Genomic DNA, 20,684 nt, shown 5'->3' with positions numbered 1-20,684 from the left:
ATTTGTTGTTATGACTGATAGAAATGAAAACATGATACCTCGGACTGTACCGATCAAGTCATCCACCTTTTCCGATGCGACCAATGCCGAAATTCGGCGGGCCGCTGCTACAGGCATCTATGATATTCGTGGCGGTGGTGCCAAACGCGCTGTTCCGCATTTTGATGATTTGCTGTTTCTGGGCGCATCAATCTCACGCTATCCACTCGAGGGATACCGCGAAACCTGTAACACCAACGTCACTTTGGGGACACGTTTTGCCAAGACACCGATCCATCTTGATATTCCGATCACCATCGCTGGCATGAGTTTTGGTGCCTTGTCGGGCGGTGCAAAGGAAGCCTTGGGGCGCGGCGCATCTGCGGCTGGCACGTCAACCACCACGGGTGATGGCGGCATGACCGAAGAAGAACGCGGTCATTCAAAAACATTGATCTATCAATATCTGCCGTCACGCTACGGTATGAATCCAGATGATTTGCGCCGTTGTGATGCTATTGAAATTGTTGTCGGTCAGGGCGCAAAACCGGGGGGCGGTGGTATGTTGCTTGGCCAGAAGATCAGTGATCGCGTGGCCGAAATGCGCAATCTTCCCAAAGGTATCGATCAACGCTCAGCTTGTCGTCATCCGGACTGGACAGGCCCGGATGATCTGGAAATCAAAATTCTTGAATTGCGTGAAATCACCAATTGGGAAAAGCCTATTTATGTAAAAATTGGCGGTGCCCGCCCCTATTTCGATGCGACGCTTGCGGTTAAAGCTGGTGCCGATGTCATTGTACTTGACGGTATGCAGGGCGGCACCGCCGCAACACAAGACGTCTTTATTGAACATGTTGGCCAGCCTACCCTTGCCTGTATCCGCCCGGCGGTTCAGGCTTTACAGGATATGGGGCTTCATCGCGAAGTCCAGCTTATCATTTCTGGCGGTATTCGCCACGGTGCCGATGTCGCCAAGGCCTTGGCACTTGGCGCTGATGCCGTATCGATCGGCACGGCCGCGATGATCGCGCTTGGTGACAATGACCCGCAATGGGAGTCCGAATATAACGAACTTGGCACCACAGCTGGTGCTTATGATGACTGGCATGAGGGTATGGATCCCGCAGGCATCACCACCCAGGACCCGGCATTAATGGCACGGTTTGATCCTGCTCTAGGCGGTCGGCGGCTTAGCAATTATCTAAAGGTCATGACTTTGGAAGCCCAAACAATTGCGCGTGCCTGCGGAAAAAGCCACGTTCATAATCTGGAACCTGAAGATTTATGTGCGTTGACTATTGAGGCTTCCGCTATGACTGGCGTACCTTTGGCAGGTACAAACTGGGTACCTGGCAAAGGTAGTTTTTAAATTCGGCGCGTTTAATAGTAGCGCGATACAGACAAAAGAGAGGAAACAATATAATGGCAATTGATCTTTCTGCCTTTGCACAGGAAAAAGGCGTCAAATACTTCATGATTTCTTTCACCGATCTGTTTGGTGGACAGCGCGCCAAGCTGGTACCAGCACAGGCGATTGCTGATATGCAGAAAGATGGTGCGGGCTTTGCTGGTTTTGCGACATGGCTCGATATGACGCCAGCGCACCCTGATATGCTCGCTGTTCCTGATCCTGCGTCGGTTATTCAGCTGCCATGGAAGCCCGATGTTGCCTGGGTTGCTGGTAATTGTGTTATGGAAGATGCGTTGGTTGACCAGGCACCGCGGAACGTGCTGAATCGCCTTGTTCAAGAAGCAGCTGCCGAGGGTATGCATGTAAAAACGGGGGTTGAGGCCGAATTCTTCCTGCTTACGCCTGACGGGTCGCAAATATCTGACGAATTCGATACCGCATCAAAGCCATGTTATGATCAGCAAGCGGTTATGCGTCGCTATGATGTGATCGCTGAAATTTGTGATTATATGCTCGAACTTGGCTGGGGTCCTTATCAGAATGATCACGAAGACGCCAATGGCCAGTTCGAGATGAATTGGGACTTTGATGACGCCTTAAACACCGCCGATAAGCATAGCTTTTTCAAATTCATGACCAAATCCGTCGCCGAGAAACACGGGTATCGTGCGACATTCATGCCCAAGCCTGTCGAGGGTCTGACTGGCAATGGTTGTCACGCGCATATTTCAGTCTGGGATAAGGCTGGCAAGACCAATATATTTGCAGATGACAGCAAGGAATTGGGGTTATCTGACAAAGGCCGCAATTTCCTTGGTGGTATCATGAAACATGCCAGCGCCCTTGCTGCCATTACCAACCCTACCGTCAATAGCTATAAACGTATCAATGCCCCGCGTACGGTGTCCGGTGCCACATGGGCGCCTAATACGGTCACATGGACAGGCAATAACCGGACACATATGGTGCGGGTACCGGGGCCTGGCCGTTTCGAACTTCGCTTGCCTGACGGCGCCGCCAATCCGTACTTGTTGCAAGCCGTCATTATTGCAGCTGGGCTTGATGGTATCCGCACATCCGCAGATCCAGGCAAGCGCTGGGATATCGACATGTATGCTGAAGGGCATAAGGTCACGGGGGCGCCAAAACTACCCCTTAACCTGCTTGATGCGATACGTGCCTATGATAAGGATAAAGGTCTCAAAACAGCCATGGGAGACGACTTTTCAGCAGCCTATATCAAAATGAAAATGCAGGAATGGAACGCCTATGTGTCGCATTTTTCTAGCTGGGAAAAGGAAAATACGTTGGATGTTTAATCGAATTTTGCTTATTCATGTTCATTACCGAACGAGGATCACGTGCCAGCCAATTTGAATCAAGATCCGCATAGGCTCAAGGATGAACGAGAAAAAATACTAGAGCTGGCAATTGGCCGCGAAGTGCGAGCACATAGGAAACAACAAAATATAACTGTTGCTGAACTTGCGCACCTAACTGGTATCTCGATCGGTATGGTGTCAAAGATCGAAAATGGCAATACCTCGCCATCCTTATCAACATTGCAAACCTTGTCTAATGCACTAGGCGTCACCTTGACCTCATTTTTCCGGCGCTTTGAAGAAAGCCGCACAGCGATTCATACAAAGGCAGGTGAAGGGGTTGAGATGGAACGTGCAGGCACGCGGGCTGGCCATCAATATAACCTTCTTGGGCATATAGGCTCGAATGCTAGCGGTGTCATGGTCGAACCCTATCTGATCACCTTGAATGAGGAATCAGACATATTCCCAACCTTTCAGCATGAGGGTGTTGAAATGCTATATATGCTTGAAGGTGAAGTCAGCTACCGGCATGGTGACAACCTTTATGTACTCAAACCAGGGGATACACTGTTTTTTGATGCCGACGCCCCGCACGGCCCCGAAATCCTGAATGTGTTGCCAGCGCGCTATCTGTCGGTCATTTCCTACCCGCAATCCACCTAATATTTAGTATTTGAATAATCTTCTCATTTTAGCTGATGACATGTTAGACCCCACATTCGTTCCGGGTTACTGATGCTGTTTCCTATTTCAGGATGGCCTGATCTAAAAGGCTGGTGGATTGGATAGTTGGCTATAAGCTTGATGTGGTTGCGTGGGTTTTATGTCCACTTATTTTACATAGCTATGGTTATAGCAATCAGCCAAGCTGTTATTATTGGTAATAGTTTACTCATTAGTGTTAGCATTTATAATTATCAATCAAACACAGCAGGTTGAAACAATGCGGTTAATAGCTGTTCCAACATTAGTAATCCTAACATTCTTGAGCGCATGTGCTTCCCAAGACCGGTCACTTCTAACAAAGGCAGGAGACGAATTGCTGGATTGTGCCGCTTTACAGGCTGAAATGGATTTTGCATCAAACCTAGGTGAGGACGCGCCAGCACGTCGCCGTCATATCAAGGCTCTTCAAGACAAAAAACAGTGCATATCTAAGCCTAAATTTTCAGTATCCTTTGGTTTTTCAAAGATCTTTTAACTAGTTGATAATGAGCCTAAAAAGCGAAGTAGGTTTCTTTGGCTCAGTTTATTGTGATGTTTATAATGCCTTACTTGATGGCGGCAATTATGCTCTAATTTTCCTCAACATAGGCCTTATAAATCGTTATTTACTAAAACCTTCAACAACTAAACCTAAGACTGAAAGACGCCCTTAAATCAATTTTTAAGATTAAAAAGGCATTACAAATAAGAGAATTGAAATTATGTTGATGGATTATTTCACCCAGAAAACAAAGTATATACTCTATTCAATAAACACCCCTTCTATTAGCCCAGATTTATAAGGGATTTGAGTGTTATCGCCGGGGTTTAGCACTGAAATAACTTTGCCATCTTCATTAAACCGGATGCCGATTAATACCATACCAATTGTATCTGAAATTTTGCGTAAATAACCAAAAGTGAAATCAGAAATGTTTTCAGTATTAAGTGGGCGAATAATTATTTTATGATTACCAGAGCACACCAAGGAATTGATGATATCAATCAAATGGGGGTTCTCAACATATTGTGCGAAAATTTTACTTCCAATTTTATCACTTACGACAAAATCTAAATCGAAAAGCTCAGCCATCATATCACGCGAATCTGATGCATTTAGTTCGGCAATCACGTGTGGACTTTTTGCATTTTCAGTTATTTTTTGCATGCTCAAAATCGAACGCATAATATCCAAATCAGAATTAGCAGGGTGATCCAGATTAGAGTTTGAAATAATCACAGTATCGGCGCCTGAAACACCAAACGAATACAAATCATCAAAATTGGCTATACTTCCTGAAAAGACATTTGCGTTACAGGCTTCGAGTTTTGCCAAAATTTCATTTTCAACTCTTGTTTTATCTTCCAAAAGCAAAGTTAATTCGCAACGGTTAGACTGAATTAGTTTTTCGACAATTTCGTCTGTTGAATGAGAGTAGCCCACTAAATGAACTTTTAATTTTTCACGTGTTTTCTGAGTATTAGAAATTAATGACTTATTTTTTGTATCAATTTGATATTGTTTGGAGCCATTGGACTCATCAACTTTAATTAACGAGTCATCCTCAGCAATAATGATTAAGCTGTCGGTGGGCTCTAATATTTTATCTTTTGTGGGGTTAATGAATACGTCTTCATTTGCACTTAATAGCCCTATCGGAATGCAGGTGGAAAATTTTGATGATGCATTTTCAAAGCTTAATCCAGCTAAACCCAAATCCGAAACAAGATCTGATATGTAAATTTCATTGCCTTCAAAACTTAATAACTCCTCATATACTTTTGGGAGATTGGGTTGAAAAATTGTCTCGACAATTAAACGAGCTGGCAGATCTGATACAATAACTGGTGTTACTCTATTTTTTGATCCTGCAATCAAACTGGCCGACTCATTTTCATCACTAGACTCAACTAGTACTGACGGAATTTCAATTCCTGTTCTATCGAAGTAATTAAACAAAGATATAGTGGTTTTCAGCCTGGCAAGATGAAGAGTTGATTCTGTATCGTCACCCAATATCAAAATACGTTTTGCACCTTTAATATTTAGATTTTTGAATGTTTCAAATGTATCAAGTTTTCGGCTACGCCAGAATAACTGTGTGTTCTTTGTTGAACCAATAAACCTTTTAATAATTGTTTCTAGTTCGTCATGCTCAAGATTTGAAGCAATCATAATCTTTGATTGGGTTTCACTTTCATTAGCGAGAACCAGTTCTTCAACAATAGCTGGGACGCGCGAAGACCAACCCAAAATAACGGTATGACCATCAAACGGAAATGTCTGAATACCTTTAGATACCTCACGTACTCTGGCATCTATGATTGCTGATAAAAAGCTTATCAATATAGAAAGAACAAAAATCCCAAAAAGCGTAAGCAATAAAAGAATTAGCAGATATGGTAAGGAACCTATACCAGCATCAATTGACTCAGGCATAAGTGCTCTCATAGTCAGATTCCAGAGCAAATCACCAAAGGTTTCATCACCACCATAGCCTAATAGCCAGGTAACTAGACTAACAATAAAAACGAAAATAAAAGATACAGCAGCCAACCAAACTAACAAGCTGTTGGCGCCTGATCCAAGCAAGCTATTTACATAAAATTTTATCTTATTCATCAGCAAATCGATTTAGTTTATAAAATTATATTTTAAGTGATTACATATAGGTCTTACTCACGAACCTGAGAAACCGTGACGCTATTAATCCAACAATTTTTTATAACTTTGAATTTTGTCATCACTTGGCTTGAGTTTGATATATTCCTTTAATGCCTTTTCAGCTTGGCCTTTATCATTACGCTTTATCAAAGCGTTAAATTCACCAAGCCAAGCCTCTGAATTATTTGGATTGTCATCTCTGGCCAATACATAATCCTCGTATGCTTCGTCAAAAAGCTCCAATTTGAACTTGAGATTTGCACGTTTGATATAAAATCTTTCACGTCTGTATTTGGTGCTATCAACAGCATTGCTAAGAGCCATAATTGCTTCTTCAAACAAACCTTCAGCAATTAAAATGTCGGCTTTTAAAGAATAAGCGTCACTGTAATTCTTTTTCAGTGATAACGCTGTTTCGATGGCATCGCGTGAAGCATCAAGTTGGTTTAATTTTAGGTAAAGTTGACCAAGATATAGGTATATTCTTGCGTTTTTGGGATTGTATTTTTTGGCAAGTAACAGATCTACCAAAGACTCATCATAAGCTTCAGTTTTCAAACTAACCCTAGCTCTTCGCATATAAATATCTGAGTTTGATGGATTTATTGAAATAGCACTTGAAAAATCAGTTAGGGCTTGATCGTACAAACCAAGCTCATCATTTACAATGCCCCTCCATTTCCATGCGGTAAAGAACCTATCATCTATATCTATGGCTTTTGATAGATATTCTTTTGAAACGCTATACTGATTTTGATAACCAAAAACCATACCAAGACCATAAAAGGCCTCTTTGAAATCAGGATTTAATGATAAAGCTTTCCTGAAAGATTTTTCGGCATTCTCATAGTCTTTTTTCTTTGCTCCAAGATAAGCCCAACCAAGATTATAGTGCGCCATATCAAAACGTGGATCAATATCTAGGGCTTCAGAGAAATGACGCTTAGATTTTTCAAATTCGCGGCCATCACTAGCTATAACGCCTTTCCACAAAAGAGCCCATTTTGAATTTGAATTTATACTAAGCGCTTCATCAAGATGGTATTCAGCTTGCTCCACATTGCCGGCATTATAATTAATAACCCCCAAGCGCATCAGTGCAAAATCATTTTCTGGTTCGATAGTAATTGCGTGGTTAAGAGTTTCTAGAGCTCTCTCATTATCCTTGAGAGCCGCATAAATTTGACCTCGCAAAATATAAGGCTCGGCACTATCAGGCTGTTGTTGTTCTAAAAAAACTGATTTCGCAAGAGCTTCATATGCAGAGTTAAGTTCACTGGCATCATATGGCCTATCCAGATTAAACAAATCCCTGACTGAGGACATGCCATCGATATAAGCGTCAAGGAAAAGATATTCAGCATTTCCAGGCTGTAATTCTAGAGCCTTTCCAATAAATTTTTTTGCTACAGCTGAGTTGTTTTCATCATAATAAAGCCTTACGCCAACCTGGGCGTAATCATTGGCCATACTTCGTACATCCCACGTTTCTTTCAAATATACCCCAAATTCCCAACTTCCTACTAATGCCGATACACCAATTGCCACTATCGAAGCGCTTTTGACTAATAGCTTAACAAGGCGGCGCTGTCTTTCTTCTTCAACTTCCGGTGCAAACGTTGCAGCCAGTCGTTTGAGAATATAAGTTTGCTCCAGTACTAGATGTTTAAGCTGCTCAGTGCTTTCAACATCATTATCTTTTTGTGATGTTTCCGGATCACTCATTACACACCTGTATCAAAAATAATTCTTCTTTTTGAGATATCACTGACCCATTACTTTGTTAAATCTAGCGGTTCTTGCGGTCATATCATCCGCCTTAACAGAATATGCGTTTGAACCCTTTTTGAGATTGGCAGCTCTATCTTTGGGATAGCCTGTGGCATGCTTTCTACTGGTTATGCTATCAAGTCTTTGAATAACACTAACTCCAGCTTTCCAATCATAACCTAGGGAACTTGCAATTTGTGCCCCCCTGATATCGGCTTCTGCTTCCAAATCCTTTCCAAATCCATTCTCTCCAAACGCCAGCAAATCATCAAAAAGCCCACCAGCACCCATATCTTCGGTGGCACTTTGAAAAAGCTTAGAGCCTTCATTTTGTTTAATTGCATTTAGCCCGTGATCCATTTCGATATGAGAAATTTCATGTGCCAGAACAAATGCTAACTCATCTTCATTTTCAACAAAATCAAGCATGCCTGTGGATACAAAGACAAACCCACCTGGAGCCGCAAAAGCGTTGATGATTTCCGAATCCAAAAGCACAACTGTTGGATCTTTAAAATTACTTCCCAAACGGCTGGCAATGAGAAGATTGGCGACTAGATTTTGCAAATAAGTAACTCGCATATCGTCTGACTTTGAGACTTTGTAGTTCCCAAGCATCCGAGCGGCTAGATCACGGCCAAGCACATATCGTCCAACAGGCCCAAGGTTAGTATTTTTTGCAGATTCAAAAACATTGCCAATGGTACCTAATGCACCAGAACTGTTTGATTTACCCGAGGTGTTTTTTCCACTTAAACCATCTAGCAAACCCCCTAAACCTTTGCCAGTACCTGCCTTGTCATCTCCATCACCTCCACCAAGCAGATTGCCTATCGGATTTTTTTTATCTTTACCGCCAAGCAGTCCACTAAGCTGAGCTTCAGCAGAAATAGTTGTTCCAGCTAAAAGAATGCTTAAGAAAAGTGTTAAAATATAATTTCTCATTTGAATTCTCCTAGACCGCCAGCTTTTCTAAAGTCCATCAACAATTGATAGCTATATACGCCTTGAGATTGACTAATGAGAGAGTCAGCAAGCTCAAAATTGGCCTTGCCGCCTTTGGCACCTCCAGCAGCCCCCCTAACAGCACGCAGGTCTCCCTCATCTTCATCTTCAGAAAAATTGCGTTTTGCTTTTCCAGATGCCAAAGCTGCAACTTTCTCCTCTGAACGTTCTATTGTCTGTTCGGCAAAATTTTCTTCGCTAACCAAACATGAGGTTGAAATAAATTTTGACTCGCCGATTTTTGCAAATGTAAACCTGACATAGTCTTCTTTTTTAACTGCTTTAGGCGTACTATTTTCGCCAGCAGCATTTCGCTCTTTACGTTCAAGCGCTTTTTTTGATGAGTAATCAGAGTCTGGTAACTCAAACTGTCCTTCAAGGCCTGCAATAGTAATTTTATCTCCAAATGATAAGTTACCTGAAGGTATGCTAAAGGCTGAGGGTTTGGAATAAATAGGGGTTTTTTCACACGCTGATCTGACAACATCACCAGCATTTAGTTTTTCAATTGCCAGAGATGGAGAAGATAAAATTACGAGTGAAAATAAAGTGACATGAATAGTGTTGGACATAAAATTCGACATTTTAATAACCTTCTAAAATCTGGCTGCACATATACTGATAGCCACTTGAGCTGTTACTCTTTATACCAGACAGAGGTACAATAAATTGTCTTTCCTTGACCAACAGTGTCATAGGAGTGAAGAGTCCAACCGTCATTTACACGTTTTTTGGCAATTTTATTAAATTCTTTGGCTAGCTTGTCATTAGCGTTACTGAAGAAACCAGCATCTTCATCGAAAGCTTCTATTTCATATATCATCACAACCTCCTTTATTAGGTTTAAATTATGAATAAAAAAATTGAATGTTCAAATAAAAAATAACTAAATAAACGCTAACTTTATTATTAATGCTTAATAATAATTTTTGTTCTCATAACTAATTACAAAAACTTCTCAAATATTTTCATAGCTTCGCAAAGATAATGTGAGGAGGCTTTAATGAAATATTTGATGAGCAAGTTAGGCATAGGATTACTAATTGCAAATATTGGTGTAGATGCTGCTTGTGCTCAGCATTTTTCAGAAATTCAGGAAGGTTATGTAACTCGTTCCGAAGCAATTTTTGCAACGCGAACTGTGCAGGAACCAAAATCATTAATTCGTTGTAATAAACCACACAGTTCGCAAAACACTTCACTTGGTCAAATTGTTGTTGGTGGACTTATTGGTTCAGCAATTGGCAACAAATTAAGTGATCGCGATGGTGCCGGAACCCTTGGCGCTGTGGCTGGAGTGCTACAGGCAACAAATTCGAATAACCGCCAACAGTGCTTTAATGAGACCTACTATACCAGCCGCACAGAGCAATATCCAAGCCACTACATGATACATGTGCGCACTGGTGGAAAACAACTTCAATTCACTTCTAATCGTCCCTATCGGAGGAACGAACGGGTTCGCCTAAATGTGTCAACCAACTTTAGTTTGGTGCAATAAATTGAGGCGATATTTTATCAATTTCAACAAGGAACTGACAATGAAATCACTTACCTTTTTAGCCAGTATCACGGGTATTGCCCTTTTGACAGCATGTGGCCCCGTGACAACTGCTCAGAATAAAACCCCAACTGCAAGTGTGGTTGACCGGGCAATCGATATGCAGGCAGCAATCGCGTTTAAAGATTGTGCAACTGAAGGCAAAGCCCAAGACATAGCGGCATCTGCTGGCCGTGACCAGGCTCTCTATCTAAGCAGCGCCGACATGCTTATGAGCTGCGTAACCGCACTTGGCGGCTCTGAAATGTTGATTGATAAACGTGAGCAAATGCAAGTCACGGCTCTAGCTGTGCAGAACTATCTCAAAGGAGGCGACGTTGCGCAATCACGTCTTGCACTTGGAGGTTTTCAAACGCGATTTGGGTCAAGTGATTTGATATTTACTGACGGCAGCTCCTTTACTGACACGATGCATGCGTTGCTATTTCAGCATGAGCGGCCAGAACAATTTGCCCTATCAACATTAAATGCCAGGCCAATCGTCAAAGACGAAATCCGTCGGTCTTGGTATTGGCAACAGAAGTAAAATTTTGAGAGTAGGAGATAAAGATGATTGTAGCAATGAAACCACGTTGGCTTTTGATTACCACTTTGTTGAGTAACTTCGTTTTATTCACAAGTCCATCAATTTCGTTCGCCAGTAATGGCTGGCAACCACAGATCAGCGAGAAAATCCTAATGTTGCCTACCAAACATCTGGAGCGTGCTATCGAACAGGATTTTGCTAATTCCTTGCTGGCGAATGATATGAGCACCCTCGATGAGCAAATTGGGGCTGAAATTGCCAATATTTCAAACCTTCAAGATAACCAGCATCTTTATGAAGGCGAAGAAGCCCTTGAGGTTGAACACCAGATCATCGTTGGCAAACGAAATTATTTGGAAACCATGGGTAACCAACTCCAGCTTAAGCGCCAGCAATTGGATACAAAACGGCGGCTTTACGAACGATTAATGCAACAATCAAAACGTGAAGAAGTGCGCAACCGCGATACCCGGCAACTTAGGTTGGCGATTGATGAGGCACGTGATCGCTCTAACGCGGTTGAGACCAAATTGCGGGATGAACTTTTCTTTACCTCTAATCTACCAGAGAGCAAATTTGGTGAAAACTACGCCGAAAATCGTTCTGCAGTCGAAGATCTACGCGCTGCAATTGCAAATCATCCAGCCAATCAACAGCAGATTAACGATGGTCAACCAATGTCCAAAACAGACCAGCTGGCGCAGATGGTAATGGACGCTGAATTTGAGCTAGCCATACTGAAAATGGAAGAAGAAGTCATTGGGCATATGGCGAAATTGCTTACACTTGATGCCATGAGCTTTTCTGAGAAAGTCGCCGAACTAGCATGGCAGGATCAAGCGGATACCTTAGGGCAAACCTTCACTTCACCAAAACATAATGTGCGAATGTTTGTTGCATATTGATGCTTAGCCACTTCAAAAATTCACAAAATCTCAAGTCGAATGACATTTCACAACATATTGGAGACAATTATGAAAGCTAAATTTCTAATATTCATGATGCTGGTTGGAAGTACTGGTGCCATCACCTCAGCCCAAGCAGGATCTATCGAAAACATGGAGCGTGAGCGTGCCGTTGCCGTGGCGCAAATTCTTGATCCGGCCATGTCCACACAGGAACGATGGGAGCGCACAAGCTTTACCAAAAGACGGATGGCTGACATGGAACGAATTGCACTTAATGACAAGTCACTGCAAACCAGCCGGAAAGCAATCGTATTGAAGGCGTTTAAGCATTATGAATTATCATTTTTGGTGCATGCGGCAAGCGAAAGCCAGCGTCCTTTAGCTGTCCATTGGTTGGAAACAATTGGGCTGACAACAAGCAATCTAATGAATGCGCGGGTAAGTAGATGAGACTGATGCCCATAGTTAAAGTCACTCATGGACTGAAAGCACTTAGTCTGATGCTAGGGGTAGTGGTTATCAGCCTGGCAGCCAGTGTCATTCTCAGTGGAAACACTTCGGCCAATATCCTTCGCTGGGCACTCAACGTCTTAGGCTTGCCATTTCTCTTGCTTCTTGGGTCTTTGGTTTTTGCAAGCTTGTTAGCACTGGTGAAACTGTATGAAACAACATCAATCCAGAATGTTGCCGAACGGGACAGTCGACGTTTGAAATGGCTTCAGGCTGGCCAGCAATCTTGTAATGGCATCGCCACCCTTGCGCTAACATTTACTTTGCTAGGTATTAGCCTGGGAATTGGCCAACTTTCAGATGGCGGCTTAACACCAGAAAATATAAATCAGGTTATCGCCAATCTTACCAGCCAATTTAGTCTTGCCTTTATGACATCAGTCATTGGCCTGCCTCTATCTGCGGCATTGCGAACTGTGTTGATTGTTGCCAATGCATCACTATTGGTGGTCTCAGAAAACAAACTGGAAAACCACAAATGTGGATCAACAAATCCACTTATTGCAAACCCTATTGTCTAAGGAAATTCTCATGCGATATTTAATCTTTAACATCACCGTACTGGCTGCGCTTGGCTATTTGTTGTCTAGCGAACCAAACCAGTCATTCGCCCAATGGGCAGCTGTGAAATTGGATGTATGGAGCAAGCCTGAAGTTACTACACAAATAGCTGATCAGGGTGTTGTTGAATCTGGCAAGACTTTTGCCAAAGCCGTCGCAAAGGCAACAAGTGACAAACTTGAAACCCTTGACCCGGCAGAACCCCATGAAAAAATCATCAGTGCGGATATGCCGAAACAAAACATTGAACTTGATGTAAACAAAGTCAAAGAGATGATCTTGGACGCTTTAAATGAGAGTCAGACGGTTAAACGTGAAGTAAAAACCACGCCCAAATCTGAGCTAAAACCTGAAGAAACTACTGACGTAAAAACCGCGACAAAAACGGCAGCCAGCACTAAAGCATCCGTTCAGATGAATGACAAGGAAATAGCGATGGCCTTTAAGGCATTCGAAAAACGCGAACAGCCTGAAAACATCCTTTCAAATGATGACGTTAGTGAGGTGGTGGCTGAAGAAAACCCTGTTGAACAAACACCAACTTTCATGACACGCGCCGAGCGTGCAGCTGATATGTTGCAAATAATTCAACAGCTTAATATGCTTTATTTGGAAAAGGCGGGCATATGATATGGGGTCTCGTTTGTCTATTTGGATTAATCTAGGGTTCCTCCTGAGTCTGGCAGTTGTCACATCTTTGGCACTGTCAGACCATCCCCTAGTTTCATCAGACCAAACGATTGCAGAACCGATCAAAAAAACGCTTAAAACGCCTGATATTAAACTGAATCTGAACACCGCAGATGCGCAAGGTAAACCAACAAAAAAGCCAATTTTGCAGCTTGCATCCTTACCAAAACCACCTCAGACACTCTGGGAGGAAGTGGATTCACCGAACCCATCCAACGCCGCACAAACCGAACCTATCGTACAAAAGCTTGCTGGTGAACAGATGAAAAAGAAGAATTTGGCTGGTTCCACGCTTCTCAAAAGCGCATTGTTAACAGAAAAGCAAAGGGCTAAACCGATAGTCGCTGTATTGGCTAGCCCGGTAATTTCACCAGCAACATCACCGACAGTTTCACCAGCAACCCTAATACCTTCCCCCGTGATAACTTCCACAAAGAATTCTGCAAAAAGCAAAAGGGAAACTTCAAAAATTCAGCCGCTGCGTAAAACCAAAATACCAGCCACTCTCCCCGCTGAAGCGCCATTAGTGAATAAATCAATGGCGGTGCAGAAACCATCGACGATACAAGTGAACCTCTCCTCTGATGATATGGCTATTGCACGCCGGCAAATTGATATGGGAGAGGAAGCACCTTCCTTGGAGTTTCTCTGGCCAGCAAATCAATCTTCACACAGGCAGATCTATCATACACTAACACAATGTCTTGGAATGATTGTCGGGCATATTGATCACAAAGGACAGGTTGCTGTCCCCTCTGGTCAGGCAAGCCGTCGGTTTAACAGAGAAATACATTCACCCCTGTTACGCTCGTTTGAACAACCGATTACGGCTCAAGAGGTAAATTTGTTGGCTGGCTTGCGTCATAACATTAAAGGCGGGAAATTTATTAGGATATTTAGAAAGAATACCGACATCAGACTTTTGGCTCGATTACGCAATATGACCCAGAATAAAAAGAACATGCGTCACCAGAACATAAGTGGCCAGATCAAAGCAGAATATCTTCTAGCTCATGATGGTTTGTTTCTTGATCAGGTTACACATAATGGCCAACCTCTTACTGGTCGGATCAGACTTTATAATGGCCAATGTAGCTAGATGACTATCAATCTAATTCGAGATAAGGCTGCCAACTTGTTTGAAAAACACCAATTCCGGTTGATGTTAGCCGATCAATTTCTAACTCTTTTCGTTCAACTGAGGTAGCCTTGAGCAAATTTTCTAGCCATTTGAGCCATGCTTTGTCAGATCGGTCAGAAATCGCAGTAACTAGCCGAGTGGTATCATTATGGACGGTTATCGGTGGCGTAACAAATCGCTGGCCAGGTTTTAAGTCGGCGCCATGTTTCATCATAATTAGCGGTTCAGTTGCTTCTTTGTGGCTGATCAGCGCAAGCCATATTCGTACATTGGTTTCTGCATTGCTTGTTACCTCAAATTTAACAGTGCAGCCCTGATCTGGGAGAGACGGCAAATTGCCACTATTTACAGCCATGGTATTTGAAGAGTCACATAGCGGGTCATTTGTCCCGTCTTCCAAAACCTGAAAAGCGATTTTTAAAGACTGTTCTAGCTGTCTCGATTTTTTCAGCAGATAGAAAACCTCAAAAAAATAGTAAGCATTGGTGGCAACCCAATTTTTTTGTCGGCTAACTTTTCGCATTTCCATACGCAGGGCGCGCAAATCTCCCTCTGCCTCATATCGATAGCTATCACGTAGCGATTGAAAGGGTATGTTAACACCTACTAAAAGGATTGCGGCCGCCAGCACACCCATAAGATAAATTGTCGTCTGACTTCGGCGCTTTGGTTTTACAGCTCCTGTTGGGGATGCTGTCGGGGATGCTTTTGATAAGGAATCCATTGGCATGTCGATGCCAATTGCGGCGCAGGCATCAGCAATAGAAGTTACACCATACGCATTCCAATCATCTGGAATATGCTCACGTAGGGTAGATAGATTTTCATGGGCAGTAATTAAAACAAGTTTTTTTCCATCTAAGATCTCTTTTTCAAGAAGATCCCGTGATGCCGCAATTTTGGCTGCGACATGATCAACCGGATTAATTCTGAATTTGGAATCTACGGCGCCAGTTGCCCATATGACCAGATCACCATCTCCACCATGAATGCCAGTAAACATTTCATGATGATGAAGAATATGCGCAAGACATAGGCCGAGTTGCCAGCTATCGCCTTGGGTGATTGGAGCGCTAACATCAATTCGATAGGCGGCTGGGCCTAGTAATTTTTCAATAATTCCAGTTGGTCGGCGGACGAATTGATCATATTCAGCACTGATTGGTAACGCCTGAAAACTGTCATTCAAACAGACCACAGATTTTATTTTCGGATCTTCTATCGTGATTGAAAGAAGCTGAACAGCGTGCCGAGTCGTGGGAATAATAAGCTTGTGCAAATTCACCGTATGAAAAACTCCGCCTCCGGATCATGAAATGCGTCCAACATTGGGTGGCCATGCTTTATCATGAGTTGCGCTATGCCATCCATGATTTTTGGAAGCGGAAGCGAAAAAAACTGTCCAGAACTTTCGGCAAACAGGACTTCGGCTTTGGAAATACGCGCCATATCTTCACTGTCTTTTAGTTTCAGTTGCAGATAGAACAACCCGTCATTTTTTGAAGAGGCGATCAAATTTAGGTCAAATGCTTTCCCAGAACGCCATTGTATTGCATCTTTACGAGTGCTGGCAGCAGCAGCTTGTTGCGGCTGTGAGGCAAGGGATTGGCTTTGTAAAATGACCCTTAATTGGCGTCTCGCCATGAAGTCATCATTGACGCGCAATAACAACGCATGATCCGCCTCACTCTTTGGCCCTTTAGCGATACGAAGCAAGTCGCGCATAGAAATATGATCACGCACCTTATTATGTGCCATCATATGGCTAACTGCATTTTGCGCTGAAACAAGCATCTCGAAAGCAGCTTCAATTTTCTTTTGGTCAGGGTTCGTCTCATTGCCATATGTCATTGATCATACCTCATATAGGGACCTCATCTGGTTCCTAAAATTCTGTTTGTCTTGTTTGAAGTTGATTTGCAACTGCGCTATTTTGCTATCGGCCAGGCTCGATAGGTCTCGCAAAAAATTGTGTATTTTGCCCAAACGCTCACCACCAATCAACAATGCATTAAGCCAGTCTTTATATATGGCGTTATCCGTTGAATGAATTGGCACCAGGCCTTTGCGTCGGTATCGATGGGCTATTTCCTTCATTTTGGACTTTTTGGCACAAAGCAGGTGTGATGCCGGCATTGTCTCCAATGTTGTAAATACTGCATTGGCTATCATCTCAGCGTAGTTTCCTATCATTGCTGAATCAGCCATCTTTTCAGATTGCTCTAGGCTAATTTCGCTAAGTATATGACGTTCATCTTCGGTTCCTGCATCTACAAAATAAGTAAAAAACTGGGGATCTTTAGCCTCCCATAATCTGTAATAAGCGGTATCACGCAACCCAGAGGCAACAGCAACCATCTCTTTCCATTGCTTAATAATGTCTGAATATGCGTCGTCTGTGACCTTTTCGAAAGGGCTAGTATCGTCACCTTCTCTAGTGCCGTCCTTATTACTCTTGCTCCGTTTTGTCTGTACAATCTTATTCTGTAACGGGCTGAACACGGCAACCCGCAAGCATGTCAAAAGCAAGGCCGATGCCGCTGAACCTGCCATTAGAGGAAAGGCGATATAATCTTGTTCAACTTTGGTAAAAAGTTTGATGTTGTCACAAGGTGGAGAAACCAAGTCATGAAGCCATTGCGACGGTGTATTGATGTCGAGAACAATTTCAGCGAGGCTCGACGCACCAGATTTGGGATAATCTTCATCGTCCATGTGACTTTGTGATTGATGATGGTGAACTTGATCGATTTGGCCATCTTCCTGCATTTGATCTATTGAAACATGCAGTGAAAATGCATCCGTGGAGGCTAAGTTCAAAGCGTTTCTGTAAGTCACCCATGCCTGTGCGGCGGTGGAAAAGAGGCGGAAGGATACACTGTCATCATGGGCATGCGCACACCAAAAATCATAAATAAGCTCATCTGTTACATCCTCAGGATTAATTGAGGTGATACCTTTTTGCGCGTTGGATATATAATTTGACAGCAATTGCACCATTTGCCGATTACTAGCACTTGGCAGATGCTCGCCTAAAAACTGATATAGAGCTGCAGATAATTTTTTGGTGACGGCACTAATTGTTGCGCTATCCAAATTTTGGCTCAATTTCTCATATGCTTGATAGATTACTTCAAAGCCAAGAGACTCAATTAGAAATTCGATTAATGCAACTGCGGCAGGTAACTGGCGCGCACTGATTTTCATCTGTTCGCCGCTATTGCCGTGAATGCCAAAACACAACAGATGCGTCTCAATGACCAATCCGTCAGCTTCTTTACCGTTTTGTAATAGCGCTATCACTCTAGATCCAGTTATTGGGCTTTCTGGTAAGAGTAGCTGGTCAATTGAAGTTTCAGTTGTAGCTAAGGCGGCAAGCAGATGAACAGCACGGTAGAGTTCAGGACCATAAGACCGGCTAGCGATGGATGTTGTCAGGTTGATCACAGTTGATCTGTCATGGATAGGTCGACCCGCGGCGGTCACCGCATCACCAATGCACCTAAAACAATTAATAAGGTACTCGGAGGGCGGTTCCAAGGTGAACTCTGGCCATGATCTCAGAATTCCCACTGGATCAAACATCAAATACACTCCCACTTAACCCGCGCCTGGGCAACTTTACGAAACATACAAATCTTCTCGATTTCATCATCGTAACGCGTTAACCCTTTAGGCCTCAACCGGTTTCGGAAATTCTTGCGGTTATTCTCCATCTGCTTGATAAGCCGCCTACTTGGCGATAATGCATAATGTGGCAAAGTTTGACGGTAACGTGCTGTCTCGGCGGTTCGTAGCCAGAAATCAATATCATTGATAGTTCTGTTCACGTCAGCGCTCTGTATAGCCATGCTCTGAGAGATATTGGGGGAAATATAAGCTGGTTTATCAGCTACGTGTCTTATCTCCTGCCTTTGAGAGGACATGTCCTGATCTGCATATGTTTTGGCTGCATCCAGTACCTTTAGAACGTAACCTTTTGTATAGGGTATGATCTGTCGCTTTCCATTTTTTGATACTGCTGATCCACCATTATAATGCGATAGAGCTAGATCAATTCGGCCATCATACTGTTTGATCAGCTGGTCAAGAAACTTTATACCAGCCCGGATATTGATTTTGGAGTCATATAGCTGCTGAGACGTAAGGCCAAATACAGTTCGCCCTGTTCGCGGCATAATTTGCATCACGCCTATGGCACCTTTTGGACTTAGAGCGTCTGACTGAAAACGCGACTCAACATGGGCAACAGCCAAAGCCAGACTAGCTGAAACATACGCTGATTTTTCAGCTTCTTGAATGATAATGCTTTTCACTGCATTTTTTGGATCCGCAGCCAGACTGGCGGATGCCATGGCCGTCAAGCCAATAGCAACCCCAAAAATCAGAATGAAATAATAGGCGAGACTGGCAGGTGCCCTATTCATACTTTGTAGAATTTTTGGCTCGCACCAAAACAAGTTTCTATTCATCTGAGCCACCTAATTTAGCGTTGAGAAGGTCAGACCATTCAGGCGTCAATTCACTAATTTTAAGGTCTAGTGACGGATGGGCTTGCTTAAAGCGCATCATTTCCGACATGGTTAAGTCTGCCTGCACGCCCAGAGTTATTGGCTTTCCAACCGGCAAACCATCAGCATCGATTGGACGCAACATCTCATCAAACAACCCGTTTGCATGAAGAATAACAAGTTGTGGCGGTTCCGATACAGCCTCACTAACGGACTTTTGTACGACCATACTATCTACAATTGTCGCTTCTGGTTGATGCACAACGGCAAACAACGTCAAGACCATTAAGCTGAAAAAGGCCATTGCAAGGGCTAAAGCAACCTCGGCAAGTGGGTTGGCACCATCATCAATCACATTCACTCTCCTTAAATTATATGTTCAAGAGATATATGAAAAATTTTGGACTAATTTTGGCGTCAATGGAGCGGCGATACTTGCCATTAAATTAACTATTTAGCGTTTAGTTATATTTGAGCGTGTTGCCAGTACTACCCTTGCTTGTGGCCGGGTCGATACGACGAATATCGATACGTTTTTCGGTGATAATGCGCTGTACATCAGTATCGATCTTTAGGCCAATTTCTTCAAGTGATATATCTACCCATGTACCAAGTTTTTGAAGATCGGCAGACGTATGATAAAGCATACGGTATCGTGGCCCTGACGATTGCACGCGCGTGATATCAACAAAGCCCGGAAATTCGTTGCGCATAAGATCAACCAACTGCATCACTTCAGCATTGGTAAAATCGATTATTTCAACATCCAGAATTGCAATGGTATTCCCATTAAGATCACTTGCGCCCGTTGGTCGTTGTAATAATTGCACAAGGCTTGCTCCGAGCGTGTCAGCCATTCTTTCTGCCTCATCAGCTAGAAGGCCATTAGAACATGCCTGACTACAATCGTTAGGAATAGTCAAGATAGTGTTTGGTACTGACCAACTTGTCAAAAAACTATTGCTTGCGGTGCTGTAGAGTTCGGCACTCATCCGCAATTCACGGGAAAGCTCGGCATCGATGATCGTGCTGTCAACAAATATCAGGGTGGAATTGCCAACGAGTTGTGCCAGGGTTTCGCTACGCCGCAGGACAAACGCCTTTGGACTGTCTGCGACAATGCCTATAGAGCTGAGAAGGGATACATTATCTCTAACAAAAAAGCCTGCACGGCTGAGACGTGATTTAATAGTTGTCAACGCTCGTGTCTGGGTATTTTGATTGGCATTCTTCGTGGAGAACACGAAAATTTGTTCACCTGCATTAGCCGTATAGCTCAATCCAGGGAGTAAAAACAAGGACAGCAAAGTAACGCAGATATATCGATAAAGAGAAACAGTGTTTCTGATTTTTTTTGATTTAGAAATCATTTTAATTTTGTCCTCTTTCATGTAACCGCTTCTGTAATTTAGC

Annotated in this window: 21 protein-coding genes; 10 read left to right on the top strand and 11 right to left on the bottom strand. The window is 43.1% G+C overall.

Translation table 11 applies throughout. The features are described 5' to 3' along the window. Positions 1 to 10: 10 nt before the first annotated feature. Genes SAR116_RS08810 through SAR116_RS08800 form a run of 3 tightly spaced genes read left to right on the top strand, consistent with a single transcriptional unit; the run spans position 11 to position 3,381 of the window. Complete coding sequence (locus SAR116_RS08810; protein WP_013046578.1) at positions 11 to 1,351, top strand: FMN-binding glutamate synthase family protein; 1,341 nt, start codon at positions 11 to 13, stop codon at positions 1,349 to 1,351. 53 nt (positions 1,352 to 1,404) lie between these two features. Next, positions 1,405 to 2,712 (top strand): type III glutamate--ammonia ligase, encoded by a 1,308-nt coding sequence (gene glnT, locus SAR116_RS08805; protein ID WP_013046577.1) that lies wholly within the window; start codon positions 1,405 to 1,407, stop codon positions 2,710 to 2,712. Between the two features lie 42 nt (positions 2,713 to 2,754). Beyond that, positions 2,755 to 3,381, top strand: a complete 627-nt coding sequence (locus SAR116_RS08800) for a type II toxin-antitoxin system RelB family anti-toxin (protein WP_013046576.1) — start codon at positions 2,755 to 2,757, stop codon at positions 3,379 to 3,381. 805 nt (positions 3,382 to 4,186) lie between these two features. On the opposite strand, the gene SAR116_RS08795 is transcribed toward SAR116_RS08800, so the two are convergent. The 5 genes from SAR116_RS08795 to SAR116_RS08775 form a co-directional block, all read right to left on the bottom strand. Next, the gene (locus tag SAR116_RS08795) at positions 4,187 to 6,046 is read right to left on the bottom strand and encodes a CASTOR/POLLUX-related putative ion channel (RefSeq protein WP_013046575.1); all 1,860 of its coding nucleotides are present in this window, start codon (positions 6,044 to 6,046) and stop codon (positions 4,187 to 4,189) included. 84 nt (positions 6,047 to 6,130) lie between these two features. Beyond that, positions 6,131 to 7,813 carry a tetratricopeptide repeat protein gene (locus tag SAR116_RS08790; protein WP_013046574.1) on the bottom strand — a complete coding sequence of 561 codons (1,683 nt, stop codon included), beginning with the start codon at positions 7,811 to 7,813 and terminating at the stop codon, positions 6,131 to 6,133. A 39-nt stretch (positions 7,814 to 7,852) separates the two neighbouring features. Beyond that, entirely contained in the window at positions 7,853 to 8,803 is a 951-nt protein-coding gene (locus tag SAR116_RS13320) for a M48 family metallopeptidase (RefSeq protein ID WP_013046573.1), read from the bottom strand. Further along, positions 8,800 to 9,447 carry a hypothetical protein gene (locus tag SAR116_RS08780; RefSeq protein ID WP_013046572.1) on the bottom strand — a complete coding sequence of 216 codons (648 nt, stop codon included), beginning with the start codon at positions 9,445 to 9,447 and terminating at the stop codon, positions 8,800 to 8,802. Before SAR116_RS08780 ends, SAR116_RS13320 begins: the two co-directional genes overlap by 4 nt. A 53-nt stretch (positions 9,448 to 9,500) precedes the next feature. Further along, a complete protein-coding gene (locus SAR116_RS08775) occupies positions 9,501 to 9,686 on the bottom strand; it encodes a hypothetical protein (protein WP_013046571.1) in 186 nt (61 codons plus the stop codon). A gap of 180 nt (positions 9,687 to 9,866) precedes the next feature. Here SAR116_RS08775 and SAR116_RS08770 point away from each other — a divergent pair, with 180 nt between their 5' ends. From SAR116_RS08770 to SAR116_RS08740, 7 genes are all read left to right on the top strand, one after another. Next, entirely contained in the window at positions 9,867 to 10,364 is a 498-nt protein-coding gene (locus tag SAR116_RS08770) for a hypothetical protein (protein WP_013046570.1), read from the top strand. 40 nt (positions 10,365 to 10,404) lie between these two features. After that, entirely contained in the window at positions 10,405 to 10,950 is a 546-nt protein-coding gene (locus SAR116_RS08765) for a hypothetical protein (RefSeq protein WP_041860878.1), read from the top strand. Between the two features lie 23 nt (positions 10,951 to 10,973). Continuing rightward, complete coding sequence (locus SAR116_RS08760) at positions 10,974 to 11,855, top strand: hypothetical protein (protein WP_013046568.1); 882 nt, start codon at positions 10,974 to 10,976, stop codon at positions 11,853 to 11,855. Positions 11,856 to 11,924: 69 nt separating this feature from the next. Further along, a complete protein-coding gene (locus tag SAR116_RS08755) occupies positions 11,925 to 12,308 on the top strand; it encodes a hypothetical protein (protein WP_013046567.1) in 384 nt (127 codons plus the stop codon). Then, positions 12,305 to 12,889 (top strand): hypothetical protein, encoded by a 585-nt coding sequence (locus SAR116_RS08750; RefSeq protein WP_013046566.1) that lies wholly within the window; start codon positions 12,305 to 12,307, stop codon positions 12,887 to 12,889. The genes SAR116_RS08755 and SAR116_RS08750 overlap by 4 nt, the downstream gene beginning before the upstream one ends. Before the next feature lie 10 nt (positions 12,890 to 12,899). Then, entirely contained in the window at positions 12,900 to 13,559 is a 660-nt protein-coding gene (locus SAR116_RS08745) for a hypothetical protein (RefSeq protein ID WP_013046565.1), read from the top strand. Position 13,560: 1 nt separating this feature from the next. After that, on the top strand, positions 13,561 to 14,718 hold the full coding sequence (locus SAR116_RS08740; RefSeq protein ID WP_041860877.1) for a hypothetical protein: 1,158 nt from the start codon (positions 13,561 to 13,563) through the stop codon (positions 14,716 to 14,718). Positions 14,719 to 14,725: 7 nt separating this feature from the next. Here the strand turns inward: SAR116_RS08740 and SAR116_RS08735 are convergent, their stop codons facing one another. From SAR116_RS08735 to SAR116_RS08710, 6 genes are all read right to left on the bottom strand, one after another. Then, a complete protein-coding gene (locus tag SAR116_RS08735) occupies positions 14,726 to 16,045 on the bottom strand; it encodes a hypothetical protein (protein WP_013046563.1) in 1,320 nt (439 codons plus the stop codon). Further along, positions 16,042 to 16,611, bottom strand: a complete 570-nt coding sequence (locus SAR116_RS08730) for a hypothetical protein (protein ID WP_013046562.1) — start codon at positions 16,609 to 16,611, stop codon at positions 16,042 to 16,044. Before SAR116_RS08730 ends, SAR116_RS08735 begins: the two co-directional genes overlap by 4 nt. Positions 16,612 to 16,614: 3 nt before the next feature. Then, positions 16,615 to 18,345 carry a hypothetical protein gene (locus SAR116_RS08725; RefSeq protein ID WP_013046561.1) on the bottom strand — a complete coding sequence of 577 codons (1,731 nt, stop codon included), beginning with the start codon at positions 18,343 to 18,345 and terminating at the stop codon, positions 16,615 to 16,617. After that, the gene (locus SAR116_RS13315) at positions 18,345 to 19,232 is read right to left on the bottom strand and encodes a lytic transglycosylase domain-containing protein (RefSeq protein WP_013046560.1); all 888 of its coding nucleotides are present in this window, start codon (positions 19,230 to 19,232) and stop codon (positions 18,345 to 18,347) included. The genes SAR116_RS08725 and SAR116_RS13315 overlap by 1 nt, the downstream gene beginning before the upstream one ends. Next, the gene (locus SAR116_RS08715) at positions 19,225 to 19,626 is read right to left on the bottom strand and encodes a hypothetical protein (protein WP_013046559.1); all 402 of its coding nucleotides are present in this window, start codon (positions 19,624 to 19,626) and stop codon (positions 19,225 to 19,227) included. The genes SAR116_RS13315 and SAR116_RS08715 overlap by 8 nt, the downstream gene beginning before the upstream one ends. 106 nt (positions 19,627 to 19,732) lie before the next feature. Beyond that, on the bottom strand, positions 19,733 to 20,662 hold the full coding sequence (locus SAR116_RS08710) for a hypothetical protein (RefSeq protein ID WP_041860876.1): 930 nt from the start codon (positions 20,660 to 20,662) through the stop codon (positions 19,733 to 19,735). Positions 20,663 to 20,684: the final 22 nt, after the last annotated feature.

It is taken from the genome of Candidatus Puniceispirillum marinum IMCC1322 (genome assembly GCF_000024465.1).
Taxonomy (GTDB): domain Bacteria; phylum Pseudomonadota; class Alphaproteobacteria; order Puniceispirillales; family Puniceispirillaceae; genus Puniceispirillum; species Puniceispirillum marinum.
The sequence above is the reverse complement of the archived record's forward strand: the minus strand, read 5'-3'. Positions and strand labels throughout refer to the sequence as shown.